Source organism: Pseudomonas sp. TE3728 (assembly GCF_056279145.1).
Genome location: NZ_JBWBQT010000001.1, coordinates 5,272,145 through 5,291,683, shown reverse-complemented (window position 1 = coordinate 5,291,683; position 19,539 = coordinate 5,272,145). Strand labels below are relative to the sequence as shown.

Below are 19,539 nucleotides of genomic sequence, written 5' to 3'. Positions count from 1 at the left end.
GCCCGACATGAACAGCGCCAAGAAAGGCTCGATCAGCCTGCTGGCCGGCGCGCTGCTGCTTGCCAGCGCAGCCGCCTTCGCCACCGTCGAACCGGCCAAGCCTGTGCAACAGGGCAAATCGACGACCATGGCCAAGGGGCTGCAACAGGCCAAGACCTATACCGTCAGCAGCGCGCCAACCGCGCCGCTGGACTTGGCCGAGCCGAAACTGCCGGACACCTCTGGCTACACCGCCGAAGCCATCGCCGCGAAAGTCGTGCGCACCAAGCCCGGCAAGATCAGCGTGCGCCGGATGATGCAGGAAAACGCCCTGAAGGACTTCATCGGCGGCGACAACAAGATGGCCGAATGGGTGGTGCGTCAGCACGGCATCCCGCAGGCGATCTTCGTTGACGACGGCTACATGAACCTCAAGGACTTGGCGAAGAAGTTGCCCAAGCAGTACTTCAGCGAAACCTCGCCGGGGGTGTTCCTGGCGAAGTTGCCGATCGTGGTGGGTAACAAGGGCATTCTGGAAATCGACAAGCAGACCCAGGAATTGCGCCTGTCCCAAGAGGCCGGTTCGTTCCTGGTCAACGACGGCCAGCTGTTCGTGCGTGACAGCAAAATCACTGGCTGGAGCGAGAAGGCAAACGGCCCGGCGACCTTCAAGTCGCCCAAGGAGTTCCGTCCGTTCCTGCTGTCCTGGGGGGGCACCGAGACCTACATTGCCAACAGCAAGATCGCCAGTTTCGGTTACGCCAACAGTAAGTCCTACGGCGTGAGTATTTCCCAATACACGCCGAACATGGCCAAGGTGCTCAAGCGCCCGGAACCGACCGGCTGGATCGTCGGCTCCGAGTTCTCGGACATGTGGTACGGCTTCTACTGCTACGAAACCCGCGACTTCGTGGTCAAGGGCAACACCTACAAAGACAACATCGTCTACGGCATCGATCCCCATGACCGTTCCCACGGTCTGATCATCGCCGACAATACGGTGTTCGGGACCAAGAAGAAGCACGGGATCATTATTTCCCGTGAGGTCAACGACAGCTTCATCTTCAACAACCGCAGCTACGACAACAAGTTGTCGGGTCTGGTGATCGACCGTAACAGTGTGAACAACCTGATCGCCTACAACGAGATCTACAAGAACCACACCGACGGCATCACCCTCTATGAGAGTGCTGACAACCTGCTGTGGGGCAACAAGGTGATCAGCAACAAGCGCCACGGCATCCGTATTCGTAACAGCGTGAACATTCGCCTGTATGAAAACGTCTCGATGGCCAACGGCCTGACCGGTGTCTACGGGCACATCAAAGACCTGAGCGACACCGACCGGGACATCAAGCTCGACCCGTTCGACGCCCAGGTGTCCCTGATTGTGGTCGGTGGTGAGCTGGCCGCCAATGGCAGCGGACCACTGTCGATCGACTCGCCGCTGAGCGTGGAGCTGTATCGCGTGTCGATGCTCGCGCCGACCAAATCCAGCGGCATCAGCTTCTCGGGAATCCTCGGCGAACGCCAGGATGAAATTCTCGACCTGCTGGTGCGCCAGCAGAAAGCCGTGCTGATCGACCCAGTCGAACGCCAGACCAAAATGCAGGACTGAGGATAATTTTATGCACCCACACTTGATCAAATTACTCAGCCTGTCGGCCCTGACCGCTGGCATTCTTGCGGCGAGCACTGGCGTACGTGCCGAAGACGCCAAAGCCCCCAGCTTCAAGGCCGATGATTGCTGCAACCTCTGCCCTGAAGCCCACGACCCGAAGAACTACACCACCCGCTATCAGCAGAACTTCACCACATTGGTGCAGGCGCAGGGCGATTGGCTGTTCCGTACGCAAGAAGACTTGCGCACTGAGTTCGACACCACACCCGCTGGCTACAAGCGCATGAAACAACTGCACGATGCGTTCAAGAGCAAAGGCGTGGAACTGGTCATCGTTTACCAGCCGACCCGTGGCCTGGTGAACCGCAACAAGCTGAACCCGGCAGAGAAGGCGAGCTACGATTTCGACAAGGCGCTGAGGAATTACAAAACCATGCTCGGGCGTTTCGCGCAGATGGGCTACGTGGTCCCGGACCTGTCGCCGCTGACCAACGAATCGCTGCCCGACACCTTGCCGGCTCACGATTTCTACTTCCGCGGCGACCAACACTGGACGCCGTATGGCGCCCAGCGCACGGCGAAAATCGTCGCCGAGAAGGTCAAGCAATTACCGGCCTTCGCCGACGTTCCCAAGCGTGAATTCGAGACCCATAAGTCGGGTCGCATGGGCAAGACCGGAACGTTACACAACATGGCTGGTCAACTCTGTGGCACCAGCTACGCGATCCAGTACATGGATCAGTTCACCACCGAGCCAAAAGGCGAAGCGGGCGATGGCGATCTGTTCAGTGATTCCGGCAATCCGGAAATTACCCTGGTCGGCACCAGCCACAGTGGCAAGAACTACAACTTCGCCGGTTTCCTCGAAGAGGCCATCGGCGCCGACATTCTCAACGTGGCATTCCCCGGTGGTGGCTTCGAAGGTTCGATGCTGCAGTACCTGGGCAGCGAAGAGTTCCAGACCAAACCACCAAAAATCCTCATCTGGGAATTCTCGCCGCTTTATCGCCTCGATCAGGAAACCATCTACCGCCAAATGATGGCGCTGCTGGACAACGGTTGCGAAGGCAAAGATGCACAGATGAGTGCCAGTGCCACGCTGAAACCGGGCAAAAACGAATTGATGGTCAACAGCAAGAACCTGGACCTGCGCAACAGCAGCCACCAGGTCGACATCCGCTTCGCCGACACCTCGGTGAAAACCTTGCAAGCCACCCTCTGGTACATGAACGGGCGCCACGAGGACATCAAGATCGACAAACCGGAAACATCCGAAACCGACGGGCGTTTCGCCTTCGAGTTGCGCACGGACGAAGACTGGGCCTCGCAGAATCTGCTGGCCGTCGAAGTCCAGGGACCTGAAAAACCAGGTACCACGCCTCAGAAAGTCGAAGCGAAAATCTGCAAACGCAACGTGTTCTCCGGCGCCGAGCAGCGTACCGCTCAAGCCGGGCAATGAGGCTACCTCTTATGAACTGCATGCAAACCCGAACGCTGAAAAAGTTACTCGCGCCCTCCCTGCTGACGCTGGCGATGTTCGCTGGCGCCACCCAGGCTGCCGCGCCACTTCGCCCGCCCCAGGGTTACTTTGCACCCATTGAAAAAGTCAAAACCGGCGACAAGAGTGAAGGCTGCGAAGCGATGCCGACGCCCTACACCGGTGCCCTGCAATTTCGCAGCAAATACGAAGGTTCCGACAAGGCCCGTTCGACCCTGAACGAGGCATCGGAAAAAGCCTTCCGCGACACCACCGCCGACATCACCAAGATCGAGCGCAGCACCAGCAAGCAAGTGATGAAGTTCATGCGTGACGGTCGTCCGGAACAACTGGAATGCACCCTGAATTGGTTGACCGCCTGGGCCAAGGCCGATGCACTGATGTCCAAGGACTTCAACCACACCGGCAAGTCCATGCGCAAATGGGCATTGGGCAGCATGGCTTCGTCCTATGTTCGCCTGAAATTCTCTGACTCGCATCCGCTGGCTACCCACCAGGAAGAAGCGCAAGTGATTGAAGCCTGGTTCAGCAAAATGGCTGATCAGGTGGTCAGCGACTGGGACAACCTGCCGCTCGAGCAAACCAACAACCACTCGTACTGGGCCGCCTGGTCGGTGATGGCCACGTCGGTCGCCACCAACCGCCGCGACCTGTTCGATTGGGCCGTCAAGGAATACAAGGTCGGCGTCAATCAGGTCGACGCCCAAGGCTTCCTGCCCAACGAGCTCAAGCGCCAGCAACGCGCCCTCGCCTATCACAACTACGCCCTGCCGCCACTGGCGATGATTGCCAGTTTCGCTCAGGTCAACGGTGTCGATTTGCGTCAGGAAAACAACGGTGCCTTGAAACGCCTGGGTGATCGCGTGCTTGCAGGCGTGGAAGACCCGGATGAATTCGAGGAGAAGAACGGTAAAGAGCAGGACATGACCGACCTCAAGGTCGACTCGAAATTCGCCTGGCTCGAACCGTTCTGCTCGCTCTACACCTGCACGCCGGATGTGCTGGCACAGAAACACAAAATGCAGCCGTTCAAGACCTTCCGCCTCGGCGGGGATTTGACCAAGGTCTACGACCCGGCCAGCGAGAAAGGCAAAAAAGGTTCTTAGCGCCAAACGCAAAACCCCTGTGGGAGCGAGCCTGCTCGCGATGACTGAGTGTCAGGCGACATCGATGCTGAATATCAGATCGCTATCGCGAGCAGGCTCGCTCCCACAGGGTCAGTGTCAGGCATGAATTGTGTGTTACGCCCTCCGGTTTTCGGTGGGGGGTTTGGGGGGGCTGCGGCCCTTGACTGTTGGTTAAACATGGAGAGATCGGGATGGTATTTTCATCCAACGTGTTCCTGTTTCTGTTCTTGCCGATCTTTCTCGGCATGTACTACTTGAGCGGAATACGCTATCGCAACTTGCTGCTGCTGATCGCCAGCTACGTGTTCTACGCCTGGTGGCGTGTGGACTTCCTTGCGCTGTTCGCAGCCGTCACGCTGTGGAACTACTGGATCGGCCTGAAGGTTGGTGCGGCGGGCGTTCGGACCAAACCGGCCCAGCGCTGGCTACTCCTTGGCGTGGGCGTCGACCTGTGCATCCTCGGCTACTTCAAGTACGCCAACTTCGGCGTGGACAGCATCAACGCGATGATGACCTCGGTCGGTCTGTCGCCGTTCATCCTGACCCACGTGCTATTGCCGATCGGGATCTCGTTCTACATCTTCGAGTCCATCAGCTACATCATCGACGTCTACCGTGGTGATACCCCGGCGACCCGCAACCTGATCGACTTTGCCGCATTCGTGGCGATCTTCCCGCACTTGATCGCCGGTCCCGTGTTGCGTTTCCGTGATCTGGCCGACCAGTTCAACAACCGCACCCACACCCTCGACAAGTTCTCCGAAGGTGCCACGCGGTTCATGCAGGGCTTCATCAAGAAGGTCTTCATCGCCGACACCCTGGCGGTGGTGGCTGACCATTGCTTCGCCTTGCAGAACCCGACCACGGGCGATGCCTGGCTCGGCGCCCTGGCCTACACCGCGCAGCTGTACTTCGACTTCTCCGGCTACAGCGACATGGCGATTGGTCTGGGCTTGATGATGGGTTTCCGCTTCATGGAAAACTTCAAACAGCCGTACATCAGCCAGTCGATCACCGAGTTCTGGCGTCGCTGGCACATCAGCCTGTCGACCTGGTTGCGTGACTATCTGTACATCACCCTCGGCGGTAACCGTAAAGGCACGCTGATGACCTATCGCAACCTGTTCCTGACCATGCTGCTCGGTGGTCTGTGGCACGGCGCGAACATCACCTACATCGTCTGGGGTGCCTGGCACGGCATGTGGCTGGCGATCGAAAAAGCCCTCGGCCTGAACACTTCGCCGCGCAGCTTCAACCCGGTCCGCTGGGCCCTGACTTTCCTGTTGGTGGTGATGGGTTGGGTGATCTTCCGCGCAGAGAACCTGCACGTCGCCGGTCGCATGTACGGCGCCATGTTCAGCTTCGGCGAATGGTCGTTGTCGGAACTCAACCAGGCCAGCCTCACCGGTCTGCAAGTGGCAACCCTGGTGGTGGCTTACGCAACCCTGGCGTTCTTCGGTCTGCGTGATTTCTACACCAACCGGCCACCGGTCAAGACCAAGCCTGCCGTCAACGTCGAGGCCGATGGCCCTGCCGCGGCTACGCCTGGAATGATCAAAGCCGTACCGGGTGACAACCCGGCCAGCATCCACGAACCGGGTTACACCGTCGGCGTTGAAGCGACTGTGCAACCGGCCTACTGGACCGCTGACTGGTCCCGTTACGTGATGCGCGCCGTCGTACTGCTGCTGTTCATCGCCTCGATTCTCAAACTCTCGGCGCAAAGCTTCTCGCCGTTCCTTTACTTCCAGTTCTGAGGGATCTGACTATGACCCGCTCATTACGCATCTTCTACATCGCCCTGTTCCTGGTGACCTTGCTGGTCCTGGGCGTGTGGTCGGTACGCAGCTTCTTCGGCTTCAGTACCAACGCCGATGCGACCGTGCTCAACGGTCGCTGGAGCAAAGCCGTCGAAACGCACTACGACGACGAGTTCCCGATCAAGCGCCTGGGCACCAACCTTTGGGCCGCGCTGGATTTCAAACTGTTCAATGAAGGGCGTCCGGGCGTGGTGCTCGGTCGCGATCAGTGGCTCTACAGCGATGAAGAGTTCCACCCGATCGTCAACGAAGAGTTGAACCTGCAGGGCAACTACGCGCTGGTCGAAGGCGTGCGCCAGACCTTGAAAAAACAAGGTGTGCAATTGGTGATGGCGATTGTCCCGGCCAAAACTCGCCTGTACCCGGAACACCTGGGTGAAGTGAAGCCGGCGAGTATCCACGCCAATCTGTACAAGGACTTCCACGCTCGTGTGGCAACCGACAAGATCCTCGCCCCCGACCTGCTCGGCCCGATGCAAAAGGCCAAGCAAGACGGTCAGCAAGTGTTCCTGCGCACCGACACCCACTGGACCCCGGAAGGCGCGCAAGTCGCTGCCCAGACTCTGGCCAAAACCATCGCCGACAAGGCTCCGCTCAGCGGCGAACCGCAAAACTTCGTCACCGAACCTGCGGAGAAGGTAACGCACAAGGGCGACCTGCGTTTGTTCCTGCCGCTGGACCCTCTGTTCGAAAACCTGATGCCGGCGCAGGAGCCTTTGCAGAAGCGCAACACCGTGGCGGCCCAGGATCAGCCTGCCGGTGATGACGCCCTGTTCGCCAACACTGAAGTGCCGGTGGCCCTGATTGGCACCAGCTACAGCGCCAACCCGAACTGGAACTTCGTCGGTGCGCTGAAAGAAGCGTTGCACAGCGACGTGGTCAATTACGCCGAAGACGGCCATGGCCCGATTCTGCCGATGCTCAGCTACCTGAAAAGCGATGCCTTCAAGAACAGCCCGCCACAAGTGCTGATCTGGGAGTTCCCTGAACGATATCTGCCTGTGAACAACGAAATCGGTGACGCCGACCCGCAGTGGGTCGCAGAGCTTAAACAAGCCGGCGCTCGCCAACAAAACGTAGCTGCAAACACTAAATCCGAGACGCCCGACCGGGCGCAAAACTGAAAGAGAGGTACTTCCATGACTTTCACTACTACTCCTCGCCGTCTCGCCAAGACCTTTGCTCTCGTCGCCGGCATGAGCGTGCTGTCGATGCAGGCCTTCGCCGGTGACGGTGCGCTCTATGGCCCGACCGCACCGAAAGGCTCCAGCTTCGTGCGTGTCTTCAACGCCGCTAACGCTGAAGTCAGCGCCACCGTTGGCAGCACCAACCTGAGCGAAGTCGCGCCGCTGTCCAGCACCGACTTCAGCTTCATGCCGGGCGGCGATTACAGCGCCAAGATCGGCAGCCAGACCCTGCCGGTGAAACTGGCCGGCGACCACTATTACACCCTGGTCAACAACGCCAGCGGCGCACCACAACTGATCGAAGAGCCGCCGTTCAAGAACAAGCAGAAATCCCTGGTTCGCGTACAGAACCTCAGCGACAAGGCCCTGACCCTGAAAACCGCCGACGGCAAGACCGAAGTGGTCCCGTCTGTCGCAGCCAAGGGTCGTGGCGAGCGTGAAATCAACCCGGTGAAAGTCAGCCTGGCCCTGTACGACGGCGCCACCAAAGTCGGCGACGTGAAACCGGTTGCCCTGGAACGAGGCGAAGCCGCGGTGCTGTACGTCACCGGCAGCGGCAGCAGCCTGTCGCCAGTGTGGGTCAAGCGCCCGGTTTCGACGCGCTGATTAGTTTTTCGAAAGGCTGAAGCCCCTAGGGGACCGTGGTGGTTAAAACACGGTCCCCGTAGGAGCTGCCGAAGGCTGCGATCTTTTGATCTTTTATCGATCTTGAGAACGCCAAAGATCAAAAGATCGCAGCCTTCGGCAGCTCCTACGGGGGGATCTGACCAGCCTTTGGACACGGAACAAGAACAAGAGTGAAACGACAGAACTTTCGTGGCTCTAACCCAATCGATTTTGAAGGAGTAACAACATGATTCCGGTGATCTTGTCAGGTGGTAGCGGCTCACGTCTTTGGCCGCTTTCGCGCAAGCAATTCCCCAAGCAATTCCTCGCCCTGACCGGCGAACACACGCTGTTCCAGCAAACCCTGGAACGCCTGGTGTTCGAAGGCATGGATACCCCGATCGTGGTCTGCAACAAAGATCACCGCTTCATCGTCAACGAGCAACTGAGTGCCCGCAACCTGGACACCCAGCGCATCCTGATGGAACCGTTCGGTCGCAACACCGCGCCGGCCGTGGCCCTGACCGCGATGATGCTGGTCAATGAAGGTCGCGACGAGTTGATGCTGGTGCTGCCGGCCGACCACGTGCTGGAAGACCAGAAAGCCCTGCAACGCGCCCTGGCCCTGGCCACTGTGGCAGCCGAGCGTGGCGAGATGGTGCTGTTCGGCGTGCCGGCGACCAAACCGGAAACCGGTTACGGCTACATCAAGTCCACCAACGATGCGCTGCTGCCGGAAGGCGTCAGTCGTGTCTCGCACTTCGTCGAAAAACCGGACGTGAAACGCGCCACCGAATTCGTTCAGTCCGGTGGTTACTTCTGGAACAGCGGCATGTTCCTGTTCCGCGCCAGCCGTTTCCTCGAAGAACTGAAAAAGCATGATCCGGACATCTACGACACCTGCGTACTGACGCTGGAACGTAGCGCACAGGATGCCGACACCGTCGACATCGACCCCGCCACCTTCGCCTGCTGCCCGGACAATTCCATCGACTACTCGGTGATGGAGAAAACCCAGCGCGCCTGCGTCGTGCCACTGACCGCCGGCTGGAGCGACGTCGGTTGCTGGTCGTCGCTGTGGGAAGTCAATGAAAAAGACGCCAACGGTAACGTCACCAAAGGCGACGTGGTCATCCAGGACAGCAAGAACTGCATGATCCACGGCAACGGCAAACTGGTGTCGGTGATCGGCCTGGAAAACATCGTGGTCGTCGAAACCAAGGACGCCATGATGATCGCCCACAAGGACAAGGTCCAAGGCGTGAAACAGATGGTCAACACCCTCAACGCGCAGGGCCGCAGCGAAACCCAGACCCACTGCGAAGTCTATCGTCCGTGGGGCTCCTACGACTCGGTGGACATGGGCGGCCGCTTCCAGGTCAAGCGCATCTCGGTCAAGCCGGGCGCATGCCTGTCGCTGCAGATGCACCACCACCGCGCCGAACACTGGATCGTGGTCAGCGGCACTGCCGAAGTGACCTGCGACGAAAACGTGTTCCTGCTGACTGAAAACCAGTCGACCTACATCCCGATCGCCTCGGTTCACCGTCTGCGCAACCCGGGCAAGATCCCACTCGAGATCATCGAAGTGCAATCGGGCAGCTACCTGGGTGAAGACGATATCGAGCGGTTTGAAGATATCTACGGTCGCTCCAACCCGATCGAGCGTGGCGTGTCGGTGAAAACCATCGCGCAGTAACGCTCAGTAATACAAGAAGCCCTCGTCCAGCCCGCTGCGTTCCCTATCCGCAGTGGGTTGGGCGGGGGCTTTTTTATTTCTGGCCGCCCCTGGCCGCCGTGACTACTTGCTTGGCCATTGTCTTCCTGACTCTGGAACGCTCAAACACATTCACAGAGGATTTTGTCCCTCCGAACAGTCCTCGTTTGGCCGTAGAATATTTGGCGATACCGCTTGCTCCCTGAACACTCTGGTAATGAATATTCCAGACTTGGCTTTTTCGGTCGTATTTCATAAACGCAAACCCGGTCAGTTGTGATTCGACTTTTTTGTTTCCGTCGGCGTCAAATCCGTAGTCTATAAATTCCATGGAAGCGCTGAGCCCCAAACCATGCTCCACAGCGGGTAACTTGTTGTATTGGGCCTCTTCTTTTCCGCCTTCCACGTGCCTGACCCGCAACACATTGTCATTGAGTTGATCGACCGTCAGTGAGCAGCCACTGAAGCCGGGGGTGAATACAAACTCGGGATCTGTGCCGGTGGGGTTGAGCGGCACATCGACATAGCCACCTTGAGGAGCCCAGTACCCACTGACCGCACTCGCTTGATCGGGTATTTCATTGGCGGCGATATCGACAATTTTGAGCGCATTGAACTCCCCTGTGACCGTCCCGCTAAACGTCATCTTGAGCATTGAAAATATAAAACTGGCTCCGCCCTTGGTATTGGCCAGCGCCGAACTGACCTCCTTCGAATACGGCAGTTTCATCGGGTTCAACAAGTCCGTATTGATATGACTACGCCCAAATTCCGGCACCGCCAACGCCTTATTTATGTTGGTCGGTGTTGATTGGAGCGGCAGCATATCCAGGCGCCTGCCGGCATCGACCGGTTTGGCGCCAGGGATATCACGTTGTGCCCCACTGGCAATTACCGGCGCCCACAACCCATTGGGCAACTGTTTGCGTGTGACCGCCCCATCGTCATCGATGTAATTGACGGGATTGTTCCTGACCATCCAGTACCGATTCAAACCATCGACCTCTCCCGACGGATCCGGATTAGCCCAACGCTGCAACCACGGCATGTAATACCGAAATCCATAGTAATAAAGCCCCGTCGCATCCCGCTCCTTGCCCGAATAACGAATCGTTTTGTAACTCGCTTCAACGACGCCCGCCCCGGCAAACCAAGCCGTTTCGCCAAAGGGATAGTAAGTTTCCTGACTGATAATTCGCGCGTCGTCGGCCAGTTCCAGCGTGCAGGATTTCAGGTGATCGACCAGGCTGTAGCGGTATTGATCGTTGGCGATACCGGACGGTGGCGCTGTTTCCCAATGCAGCACTCGCACGCTATTGAGTCCCGCTTGGGCGGTGATGACCTGCAATACTTCTCCCGTGCCGTTATCGCTGCGCATCTCAAGCCCCGGCAGATAACGCACTTCAGCCACCACGGTCCGGGCATTGGTCTGCAATGAGCGGATTTTGCGTACCCGCTGCCCACCGCCATCGTAGACATAGGACTCCCTGTCATTGAGCCCGGAGACGCGCTCCACCGGGCTGACCGACTGCAACTGATTACGCAGATCCCAATTCAGGATCCGCCCCTGATCCAGCTCCAGCAAATTGCCCTTGGCGTCGAACGCCGCGGCGATATCCTCTTCGGTCGGCGGCACGCCGTTGCGCCAGGGCAGACAACGATTGCTGTAGCGCGCCGCTTTCAGTTCGCGCCCCGGACTCTGCGCGCCGACGTGCGTCAGCGTCAGCAGGTTCCCGCCCTCGTCATAGCGGTAGGTCTGGTGATAGTTGCTGACCGCCGCCGGATCGACCCGTCCCACCGACGCCGGCCCCTGCTGGAGAGTGCCCTCCTCCCAGCCGTAGGCTTCGATCAATTGATACAGGCTGTCGTAGATAAAGCGACTGATGGGATCGATGCGCTGATTGTTGAAGTAACGCACCGACAGTGCCCTGTCCTCGATGCTCAGGACATTGCCCATCCGGTCATAATCGTAGATCAGGTTTTGCAACAGTCCGACACTGGCATCCTGTGCCCGGCGCTCCATCAGCAGACCGTCTTCGGGGCAGTAAACGAGGGTCGTCTGTACGTTGTTACCAGCGGTTTCGTGTTCGACCTGGCCCTGCGCGCTATACCGAATATCGCGCACCAGCGTTTGCCAGGTTGTCAGTCCATGGAGTTGCAGTCGCGCCTCACGCAACTGTCCATCAAGCGTCAGGTGGAAGGCCTGACGATTCTCCTTGGCATCGGTCTGTTCCAGCACATGACCCTGTGGACCGAAACGCCACATCGACGACGCACCTTCACCAGGCTCAAGCAGCCGCTCGCGATCGACTTCCAGCTCCGGCCAGTCGGGGGCAACAGGGTCCAGGGTGAAGCGACGGACTTGCCTCACGCATTGGCCGGTGATCGAAAATGCCTCGAACAGCACCGTCCCGGCGGGATCGTCATGACGGATCAACTGCCCGCATTGATTCTGGTCGCCCTGATCGGGACCGCCATAGGTCATGCGTTCAGCGGACCTTCGCGCCTCAGTTGCGCCCTGCTCGAACACTGTCACAGGACGAAGCAGGTCGTCGTATTCAACCTCACGTCGTGTACCTCGGCTGTCCCATGCCAGCAAAATCTCGTCGCCCAGACCGGGCAGGCTCAGTTGCAATCCAGCATCGACGCTGACGGTACACAGCGCATGGCCAGACAGCGAATGCACGGTCGTTGAATTGGCGGGAGTCAGAGGATCTTCAACCTGCAATGCCCAAAGCCGCGGATCCCACTGTTTTATCGGGTGGCCCGCAGCATCATGGGCCGTGCGATTGATGCGTGCTTCAGTGGGCAGGTTTTCGACGGAACGCCAATAGTCCACCGAACGGATGGTCAAGCCGCGCGGGTCGACGACGGACAATTTTGGTGTTTTGTGGTGCATTCCCATCGTCAAGACCTGCATGTCTGTATGTCCTCATCTAACTGTTCGTGGCCATGCCTGGCTACTATCAGAAATGAGAGTACCGACCAACGGCCACCGATCTTGCTCCACGAATGTCCATTCCCGCGCCCCTTCGGTAGGATGGTGTTTATGAGTTCAAGGAGCGTTCACACATGTTCATCGGCGTCCTGCTGGTCATCACCTGGCTGATCCTGCTGCTGCGCTACCCGTCCAAGGCCGTGCCGGTGTCCATGGCCGCCGCTGTCGGGTTGGGTCTGGTGGCGGTGTGGGTGTTCTGGCTGGACACCCGCGAGGTCAAGCAACTGGCGCGCCTGGAGCTGCGCATCACCTACGCGCCCGAGCACTGCCCGGCGGATCGCCCCTTGAAGCTGACAATGAACAACGGCAACGACGTACCGCTGACCGAACTGCGCTGGCGAATCGCCGCTTATGCACCGGGCGATACGGTCAATCTGGCTGACAATCAATACGCCGCACCGCGCTATCGCGGCCCCGGCGAATTGCAGGCCGGCGGCAATTGGGAAGACTGCTTGCCTATGCCGCCCCTTCGCCCCGGTTATCGCCCGCAAACCCTGGAGTTTCGCGCCGAGCGTTTGCAGGGTAGCTTCTCCGACTGATCCCTTTCTTTTGCACAAGGACCGCGCCATGCCCGTTGCGTTGATTACCGGTTGTTCCAGCGGCATTGGCCGCGCCCTCGCCGACGCTTTCAAAAGTGCCGGGTACGACGTCTGGGCCAGCGCCCGCAAAGCCGAAGACGTAGCCGCTCTAACCGCCGCCGGGTTCACTGCCGTGCAACTGGACGTGAACGATGGCCCGGCGCTCGAGCAGCTGAGCGAGCGGATCAATCAGCAACTTGGCGGCCTCGATGTGCTGATCAACAACGCCGGCTATGGCGCCATGGGGCCGCTGCTCGACGGCGGTGTGCCGGCCATGCAGCGGCAATTCGAAACCAACGTGTTTGCCATCGTCGGCGTCACTCGCGCGATGTTTCCGGTGCTGCGCCGGGCCAGGGGCCTGGTGGTGAACATCGGCAGCGTTTCCGGAGTTCTGGTCACACCATTTGCCGGCGCCTACTGCGCCTCGAAAGCCGCGGTGCATGCCCTGAGCGATGCGCTGCGCATGGAATTGGCACCGTTCGGTGTGCGGGTCATGGAAGTTCAGCCAGGGGCTATCGCCTCCAGCTTCGCCAAGAATGCCGGCCAAGAGGCTGAGCAACTGATCACCGAGCAATCACCCTGGTGGCCGCTGCGTGAAGGTATTCGCGCGCGGGCCAAGGCGTCTCAGGACAAACCGACGCCGGCCAGTGAATTTGCCGCCGGTTTATTGAAGGCCGTGCAGCAGAATAAACCGCCGCGTCTGGTGCGTTTGGGTAATGGCAGCCGCGCGTTGCCGTTGATGGCGGGGTTGTTGCCCAAGGGGTTGCTGGAGTCGGGGTTGATGAAGCGGTTCGGGTTGCGCGGGCAGCTTTGAAACCGGGTTGACGCGTTCGCGGGCAAGCCTCGCTCCTACAGGATGAGCGCCATATCAAAATGGGTCACCTGTAGGAGCGGGCTTGCCCGCGAAGACGTCAGGACAGACGCTGCAAAATTTCAGGAAACAGCATGACCGACTACACCGAATACTTTGACGAAGTGATCCAGGCTCACATAGCCATTGAACAATGGTTGGCCGAGGAGCGGGACGAATCCGAGCTTGAACAATTGCTCATGCGTTTTTCACCCCGGTTTTCCATGATCTCGCCGTTGGGCCGGGTGCTGGATTTCGAGGCGTTGAATGAATTGTTTCTGCTGGCGGGCGGGAAGAAGCTCGGGTTCAGGATTGAGCTCAGCGAGTTGCGCGGTGTTGCGCTGTACGACGGTGGCGCAGTGGTGAGTTACCGCGAGCAGCAGACCGATGCGACGGGGTTGCATTCTGATCGGCGGTCTTCGGTGGTGTTTGAGAAACAGGCCGATGGCAAGGTGGTTTGGCGGCATTTGCATGAGACGTTTTGCAATTGAATAACCCCAAAAGATCGCAGCCTTCGGCAGCTCCTACAGGGGGACCACATTCACTGTAGGAGCTGCCGAAGGCTGCGATCTTTTGATCTTGCCGTTACTGCTTGACCACAACGGTACAAGTAATCCCCGCCGCCAACAGCACGCCCTCCGGCACTTCATCAATGTGAATCCGCACCGGCACCCGCTGCGCCAGGCGCACCCAGTTAAAGGTCGGGTTCACATCGGCGATCAGCTCGCGGCTTTCGGGATTATCCCGGTCATAGATGCCGCGAGAAATGCTTTCCACATGTCCCTTGAGCACTTCGCCGCTCATCAATTGCATATCGGCTTTATCGCCCACGCGCACGCGGGGCAGTTTGGTTTCTTCGAAGAAGCCATAAACCCAGAACGAGTTCATATCGACCACGGCCATTTTCGCTTCGCCGATACGTGCGTAGTCGCCGCGATGGACGTTGAGATTGGTCACATAGCCGTCCACCGCCGCGCGCACTTCGGTGCGTTTGAGGTTCAGTTCCGCAGCTTCCAGCTGTGCCTGGGCGTGCTGGTAATCGGCCAGGGCCGAATCGGCGATGTTGGTGGCGTCGTCGCGGTTTTCCCTGGAGATCACCAGGTTGTCGAGGTCGGCGCGGCGATGGGCGTTGACCTTGCGCATCTCCCACGTGGCTTTGCGCGAGGCCACCAGCGACTGCGCCTGTTTCACCGCGATGCGGTAATGCTCGGGGTCGATGCGCATCAGCAAATCGCCCTTTTTCACCAACTGGTTGTCGCGCACCGGCACGTCCACCACTTCACCGGTAACGTCGGCGGCAACGTTGATGATGTCGGCGCGCACCCGGCCGTCGCGGGTCCAGGGCGTGTTCATGTAATGCACCCACAAGGTCCGGCCGATCCATAGGGCAAGGGCCAACACCAGCAGGGTCGCGAGCAGGCTGAAAAGCTTTTTCATCAGGGCCTTCTTCAGTGATAGAAAGTCAACGGTAAACAGTCAGCGCAAGAGCGCCGAACAGACAAGTAAACAGACTCAGGCGCAATAGCGCCGGGTGCCAGAAGAAGCGGTACAGATCGAACCCGGACAGGAACCGATCCAGCGCCCAGGCCAGCGCCGCGGCAATGAAAAACATCAAGGTCATGGTCGGCATGTACACGCCGTGGAAGGCGATTTCACGAGGCATGTTCAAGTCCTTGGGGCTTGGTGATGGCACTGGCTTTTATGTAGCCGGCCAGTGGCGATTGCGGGTCAAGCAGCGAGGTGCGGATGAAGTGCAGGTAGCTCTTCACCCGACGCAACGCCGAGGTATCGAAGTGCGGCGCGAAGGGCTCATCGGTGGCCTGCACGCGGCTGATCGCGTGGTCGACCGCGACCAGGGCACGCTCCAGATTGCTCTGGCCGGGTTGCAGAAACAGTCGCACCAGCGAACGCCCCATTGCCCGGATTGACTGGCGCCACGGTTGGGATTCGGCATAGGCCGGGTGCACCGGCAGAATCGCCTGTTCCTTGCGCAACTCGATGATCGCGTGGCCGACTTCCAGCACCACGAACATCCAGCGCAATAAGTCCCGTTGCACCTGCGGCTGTCCCGCTGCGAGGCCATAGGCCTGATGCAAAAGATCGCGGGTACGACTTTCGAAACTCGACGCCAAACCTTTGAGTTTGCCACTGATGGCGTACACCACTTGCTCGCGCAAATCCTGCTCCAGGCGCCGCCATAACCAGCGACTGTTGGGCGGCAAAATGATCGCCCCGGCCGCCGCGCACACCAACATACCCATGATCATGGCGATGTAATCGTTGATGAAGGCGTAAGGGTTGTAAACCGTGAGGTTGTCCGGCACCGAACCAGTGCTGAAGAAGATCAGCAACCCCAGGCCAACCCCGGCGTATTGCGGCCGTGAAGTCAGGAACGCCCCGATCACGATCACCGGCGCGAGCATCACGCAGAGCAACGGAAAACCGTCGATCAAGGGGAAGATGAAGAACATCTCGACGAAGCCGATCAGCGCCCCGAGCAACGTCCCGCAGGCCATCTGAAACGCCATGCGTTTGGGGTTCGGCGTCGCCGCTGAAAGGCCGACGGTGGCGGCGGCGATCAGGGTCATGGTCGCCCCGCTCGGCCACGCCGTGGCCACCCAATAACTGCCGAGCACCACGAGAATGAATGCTGCGCGAATGCCCGATGCCGCCGAGGCCAGCCAATTGGTTTGCGGGGTGAAGGGCTCGTCCCAACGTTCCCGTTCGTGGCTGTGATCGGCCAGCGATGCGTGGGTCTGTGCATAACTGTGCAGGTCGTCGACATAGCGATAAAGCAGCTCATAGGCGGTGTGAAAATCCAGCTGCTCGGCGTCGCTCGGATCACTCTCCTGAAAGGTCACCCGCAGGCTGCGGACCCGCGCCGGCAAGTTTTCCTTATAGGTCGCCAAAGCGCTGGCCAGGCGTGCAGCGTCGGGACTGGTCAAGGCCCGACCGCTGAAGCCGTCGAGCACTTCAGCCAGATCCTGCAAACCCGGTTTGATCGCCGCGACAACATGATCGGTGCCACTGTTGCGCAGGCGTTCGAGCAACTGATGCAGCGCATTGAAGCGCGTGGTTATGCCCATGAACTCGCTGTTCAAACGACTGAGCCGCCCGTTGCGCCGACGCATGTGCGGGTCTTCGAACACCGTGACGCTGCGCAGCCCTTCCAGACCTACCGCCTCGGCAATAAACCGCACGTTGTTCGCTTCAAATGCCTCGCGCCGGCTGCGACCGCGCAAGCCATCGGTGACGAACAAGGCAAACACGCCGAAGCGCTGATACAAGGCATTGCGCATCGCGGCGCTGGCGGTTTGCGGCAGGATCGCGGCGCTCACCAGCGTCGAGCAGAGAATCCCCAGAGAGATTTCCAGCACACGCCAGACTGCCGCCATGAACGCGCCATCGGGGTGAGCCAGTGCAGGCAGCCCGATCATCGCCGCCGTATAACCGGCGAGCACAAATCCGTAGGCGCGGAAGTTGCGATAACGCGCCGCGCCGGCCGAGCAGAGGCCGACCCAGATCGCCAGCGAGCCGAGGAACAGCTCGGTGTTCTGCGCAAACAGGGCAATCAACGCGACCATCACCGCCGACCCGGCCAACGTGCCGAGGAAGCGATAGAAACTCTTGGCGAATACCTGGCCGCTTTGCGGTTGCATGACGATGAACACGGTGATCATCGCGGTGCGCGGTTGTGGCAACTCAAGGCGCATGGCCAGCCACAGGGTCAGGAACGCCGCGAACAGCACCTTGAAAATGTACACCCAGGTCACGCCGTCGCTGCGTGCCCAGTCGAAGAAACCCCGGCGCCATTCAAGGGAATACAGCCAGCGCAAAGGTGCGGGCAAGGGAGTCATGGAATTTTGCTCAATGAAATTCAGTCAGGTCGCGGCACCTGTGGGAGCGAGCCTGCTCGCGATGGCGATTTCACATTCAACATTGATGTCGACTGACACACCGCTATCGCGAGCAGGCTCGCTCCCACTGGTTTTGTGTTCAACGCAAAAGAACCGGGGTTTTCGGGGGCTGGGTTTTTTCGGCATTCGGGACGTCGTTGCCAGCGCCGAGGCCTCCGCCCAAAGCAGTCACCAATTCCGCATGGGCGCCCAAGCGTGCGGCCTGAACCTGCTGCCACACTTGTTGCTGCTTGAACAACAAAGTCTGCGCATTGAGCACGTTGAGGTAATCGGTGAGCCCGCGCTGATACGCGATCATGGCGATGTCGTAGGTTTTCTGCGCCGTGGCCACCGACTCGGCGGCGAAGGCTTGTTGCTTGTCCATCGACTCGCGGCGAATCAACTGGTCGGAGATGTTCTTCAGCGCGTTGACCAGCGTCTGGTTGTACCTGGCCACGGCGATGTCATAACCCGCCGAGGCTTCACCCAACTCCGCACGCAAGCGGCCGCCGTCGAAGATCGGCAACGAAATCGCCGGGCCGACGCTGTAGTTGAGTTTCTTGCCGGTCAAAAACTCCAGCGCCCCACCGCCGGTGGCCATGTAGCCGAGGCTGCCGACCAGATCGACGTTGGGGTAGAAACCGGCGTGGGCGACATCAATACCCCGCGCCTGCGCCGCCACTTGCCAGCGACTGGCAACCACGTCCGGGCGTTGACCGAGCAGTTGCGCCGGCAAGGAGGACGGCAGTTTCAATGCCGCCCCCAACGACAGTGTCGGCCGTTGCAACTGCGCGCCCTCCCCCGGCCCCTTACCGGCCAGCGCGGCGAGTTGGTTGCGGCTTAGGGCGATTTCCTCGTCCAGCGCATCGATTTGCCGATGGGTTTCCGGCAAGGGTGTTTCGGCCTGGCTGACTTCGAAATGGGTGCCGATGCCGCCGTCCAGACGTTTCTGTGCCAGGTCGAGGATTTGCTGTTGCTGCTTCAACGTTGCCGCAACGATGTCCCGTTGCGCGTAATGCAACGAGAGCTCGATGTAGGCGCGCACGATGTTGTTCTGCAATTCAAGCTGGGCCTGCCGTGCTTCGGCGGCGCTCATGTGGGCCATGTCCACGGTGCGTTCGGTGGCGTTGCTTTCGCGCCCCCAGAGGTCGAGGGCATAGCTGAAACCCAGCGCGGCGTTGTTGTCCCAAGTGGTGGTGTTGGCCAACTCACCGGGGCCGTAGAACTGATCGGTGGGCCAGTTGTGGCGCTTAAGGGTGGATTGGCCATTGATCTGCAACGACTCGGCGGACTCGGCAAGGCCGGCCATCGACCGCGCCTGACGCACTCGCGCGGCGGCCATGGCCATGCTCGGGCTGCCTTGCAGGGCGAGGTCGATCCAGCGGTTCAGTTGCGGGTCGCCGTAGGCTTGCCACCATTGAGCGGTGGGCCAATGAGCGTCTTGCTCGGCGCTCTGAATGGCATCGTCGGTGGCCAATGCATTGGCCTCCAGTGCCTTGTCTTGCGGGGCAATACCTGCGGTGCCGATGCAGCCGCTGATTGCCAGGGTTAAAGCCAAAACACTGAGCGTCTTGAGCGCTCTGTTGATGCGACGCGGCACTGCTGCGATTTCCTGAGATGAGGGAGATCCCCTGTAGGAGCTGCCGCAGGCTGCGATCTTTT

Annotated in this window: 15 protein-coding genes; 10 read left to right on the top strand and 5 right to left on the bottom strand. The window is 59.6% G+C overall.

Annotated elements, in window-relative coordinates; genetic code table 11:
• Positions 1-7: 7 nt before the first annotated feature.
• From algG to ACZ89R_RS23095, 7 genes are all read left to right on the top strand, one after another.
• A complete protein-coding gene (algG, locus tag ACZ89R_RS23125) occupies positions 8-1,597 on the top strand; it encodes a mannuronan 5-epimerase AlgG (protein WP_429544472.1) in 1,590 nt (529 codons plus the stop codon).
• A gap of 10 nt (positions 1,598-1,607) precedes the next feature.
• Positions 1,608-3,059 (top strand): alginate O-acetyltransferase, encoded by a 1,452-nt coding sequence (locus ACZ89R_RS23120; RefSeq protein WP_429378085.1) that lies wholly within the window; start codon positions 1,608-1,610, stop codon positions 3,057-3,059.
• 11 nt (positions 3,060-3,070) lie between these two features.
• The gene (locus ACZ89R_RS23115; protein WP_429378087.1) at positions 3,071-4,204 is read left to right on the top strand and encodes a mannuronate-specific alginate lyase; all 1,134 of its coding nucleotides are present in this window, start codon (positions 3,071-3,073) and stop codon (positions 4,202-4,204) included.
• 212 nt (positions 4,205-4,416) lie between these two features.
• Complete coding sequence (locus ACZ89R_RS23110; RefSeq protein WP_123501024.1) at positions 4,417-5,982, top strand: MBOAT family O-acyltransferase; 1,566 nt, start codon at positions 4,417-4,419, stop codon at positions 5,980-5,982.
• Between the two features lie 11 nt (positions 5,983-5,993).
• Positions 5,994-7,169 (top strand): alginate O-acetyltransferase, encoded by a 1,176-nt coding sequence (locus ACZ89R_RS23105; RefSeq protein ID WP_429544473.1) that lies wholly within the window; start codon positions 5,994-5,996, stop codon positions 7,167-7,169.
• Positions 7,170-7,184: 15 nt separating this feature from the next.
• Positions 7,185-7,838 carry an alginate O-acetyltransferase AlgF gene (locus tag ACZ89R_RS23100; RefSeq protein ID WP_429544474.1) on the top strand — a complete coding sequence of 218 codons (654 nt, stop codon included), beginning with the start codon at positions 7,185-7,187 and terminating at the stop codon, positions 7,836-7,838.
• Between the two features lie 247 nt (positions 7,839-8,085).
• Positions 8,086-9,537 carry a mannose-1-phosphate guanylyltransferase/mannose-6-phosphate isomerase gene (locus ACZ89R_RS23095; protein WP_123501020.1) on the top strand — a complete coding sequence of 484 codons (1,452 nt, stop codon included), beginning with the start codon at positions 8,086-8,088 and terminating at the stop codon, positions 9,535-9,537.
• Positions 9,538-9,610: 73 nt separating this feature from the next.
• Here ACZ89R_RS23095 and ACZ89R_RS23090 read toward each other — a convergent pair whose 3' ends face one another.
• Positions 9,611-12,475 carry an RHS repeat-associated core domain-containing protein gene (locus tag ACZ89R_RS23090; RefSeq protein ID WP_429544475.1) on the bottom strand — a complete coding sequence of 955 codons (2,865 nt, stop codon included), beginning with the start codon at positions 12,473-12,475 and terminating at the stop codon, positions 9,611-9,613.
• A gap of 152 nt (positions 12,476-12,627) precedes the next feature.
• Here ACZ89R_RS23090 and ACZ89R_RS23085 point away from each other — a divergent pair, with 152 nt between their 5' ends.
• From ACZ89R_RS23085 to ACZ89R_RS23075, 3 genes are all read left to right on the top strand, one after another.
• Positions 12,628-13,092: a hypothetical protein gene (locus tag ACZ89R_RS23085; protein ID WP_008070465.1), complete on the top strand. Its 465-nt coding sequence runs from the start codon at positions 12,628-12,630 to the stop codon at positions 13,090-13,092.
• A 28-nt stretch (positions 13,093-13,120) separates the two neighbouring features.
• Complete coding sequence (locus tag ACZ89R_RS23080) at positions 13,121-13,945, top strand: SDR family oxidoreductase (protein ID WP_429544476.1); 825 nt, start codon at positions 13,121-13,123, stop codon at positions 13,943-13,945.
• Positions 13,946-14,076: 131 nt separating this feature from the next.
• Positions 14,077-14,472, top strand: coding sequence for a DUF4440 domain-containing protein (locus ACZ89R_RS23075; protein ID WP_429544477.1), 396 nt, complete (start codon positions 14,077-14,079; stop codon positions 14,470-14,472).
• A 94-nt stretch (positions 14,473-14,566) separates the two neighbouring features.
• Here ACZ89R_RS23075 and ACZ89R_RS23070 read toward each other — a convergent pair whose 3' ends face one another.
• The 4 genes from ACZ89R_RS23070 to ACZ89R_RS23055 all read right to left on the bottom strand — a co-directional run bounded on the left by ACZ89R_RS23070 (position 14,567) and on the right by ACZ89R_RS23055 (position 19,477).
• Positions 14,567-15,418 (bottom strand): efflux RND transporter periplasmic adaptor subunit, encoded by an 852-nt coding sequence (locus ACZ89R_RS23070; RefSeq protein ID WP_429544478.1) that lies wholly within the window; start codon positions 15,416-15,418, stop codon positions 14,567-14,569.
• A gap of 25 nt (positions 15,419-15,443) precedes the next feature.
• Complete coding sequence (locus ACZ89R_RS23065) at positions 15,444-15,644, bottom strand: DUF1656 domain-containing protein (protein WP_007896379.1); 201 nt, start codon at positions 15,642-15,644, stop codon at positions 15,444-15,446.
• Positions 15,634-17,838, bottom strand: coding sequence for an FUSC family protein (locus tag ACZ89R_RS23060; protein ID WP_429544479.1), 2,205 nt, complete (start codon positions 17,836-17,838; stop codon positions 15,634-15,636). Before ACZ89R_RS23060 ends, ACZ89R_RS23065 begins: the two co-directional genes overlap by 11 nt.
• 139 nt (positions 17,839-17,977) lie before the next feature.
• Positions 17,978-19,477, bottom strand: coding sequence for an efflux transporter outer membrane subunit (locus ACZ89R_RS23055; RefSeq protein ID WP_429544480.1), 1,500 nt, complete (start codon positions 19,475-19,477; stop codon positions 17,978-17,980).
• Positions 19,478-19,539 lie beyond the last annotated feature (62 nt).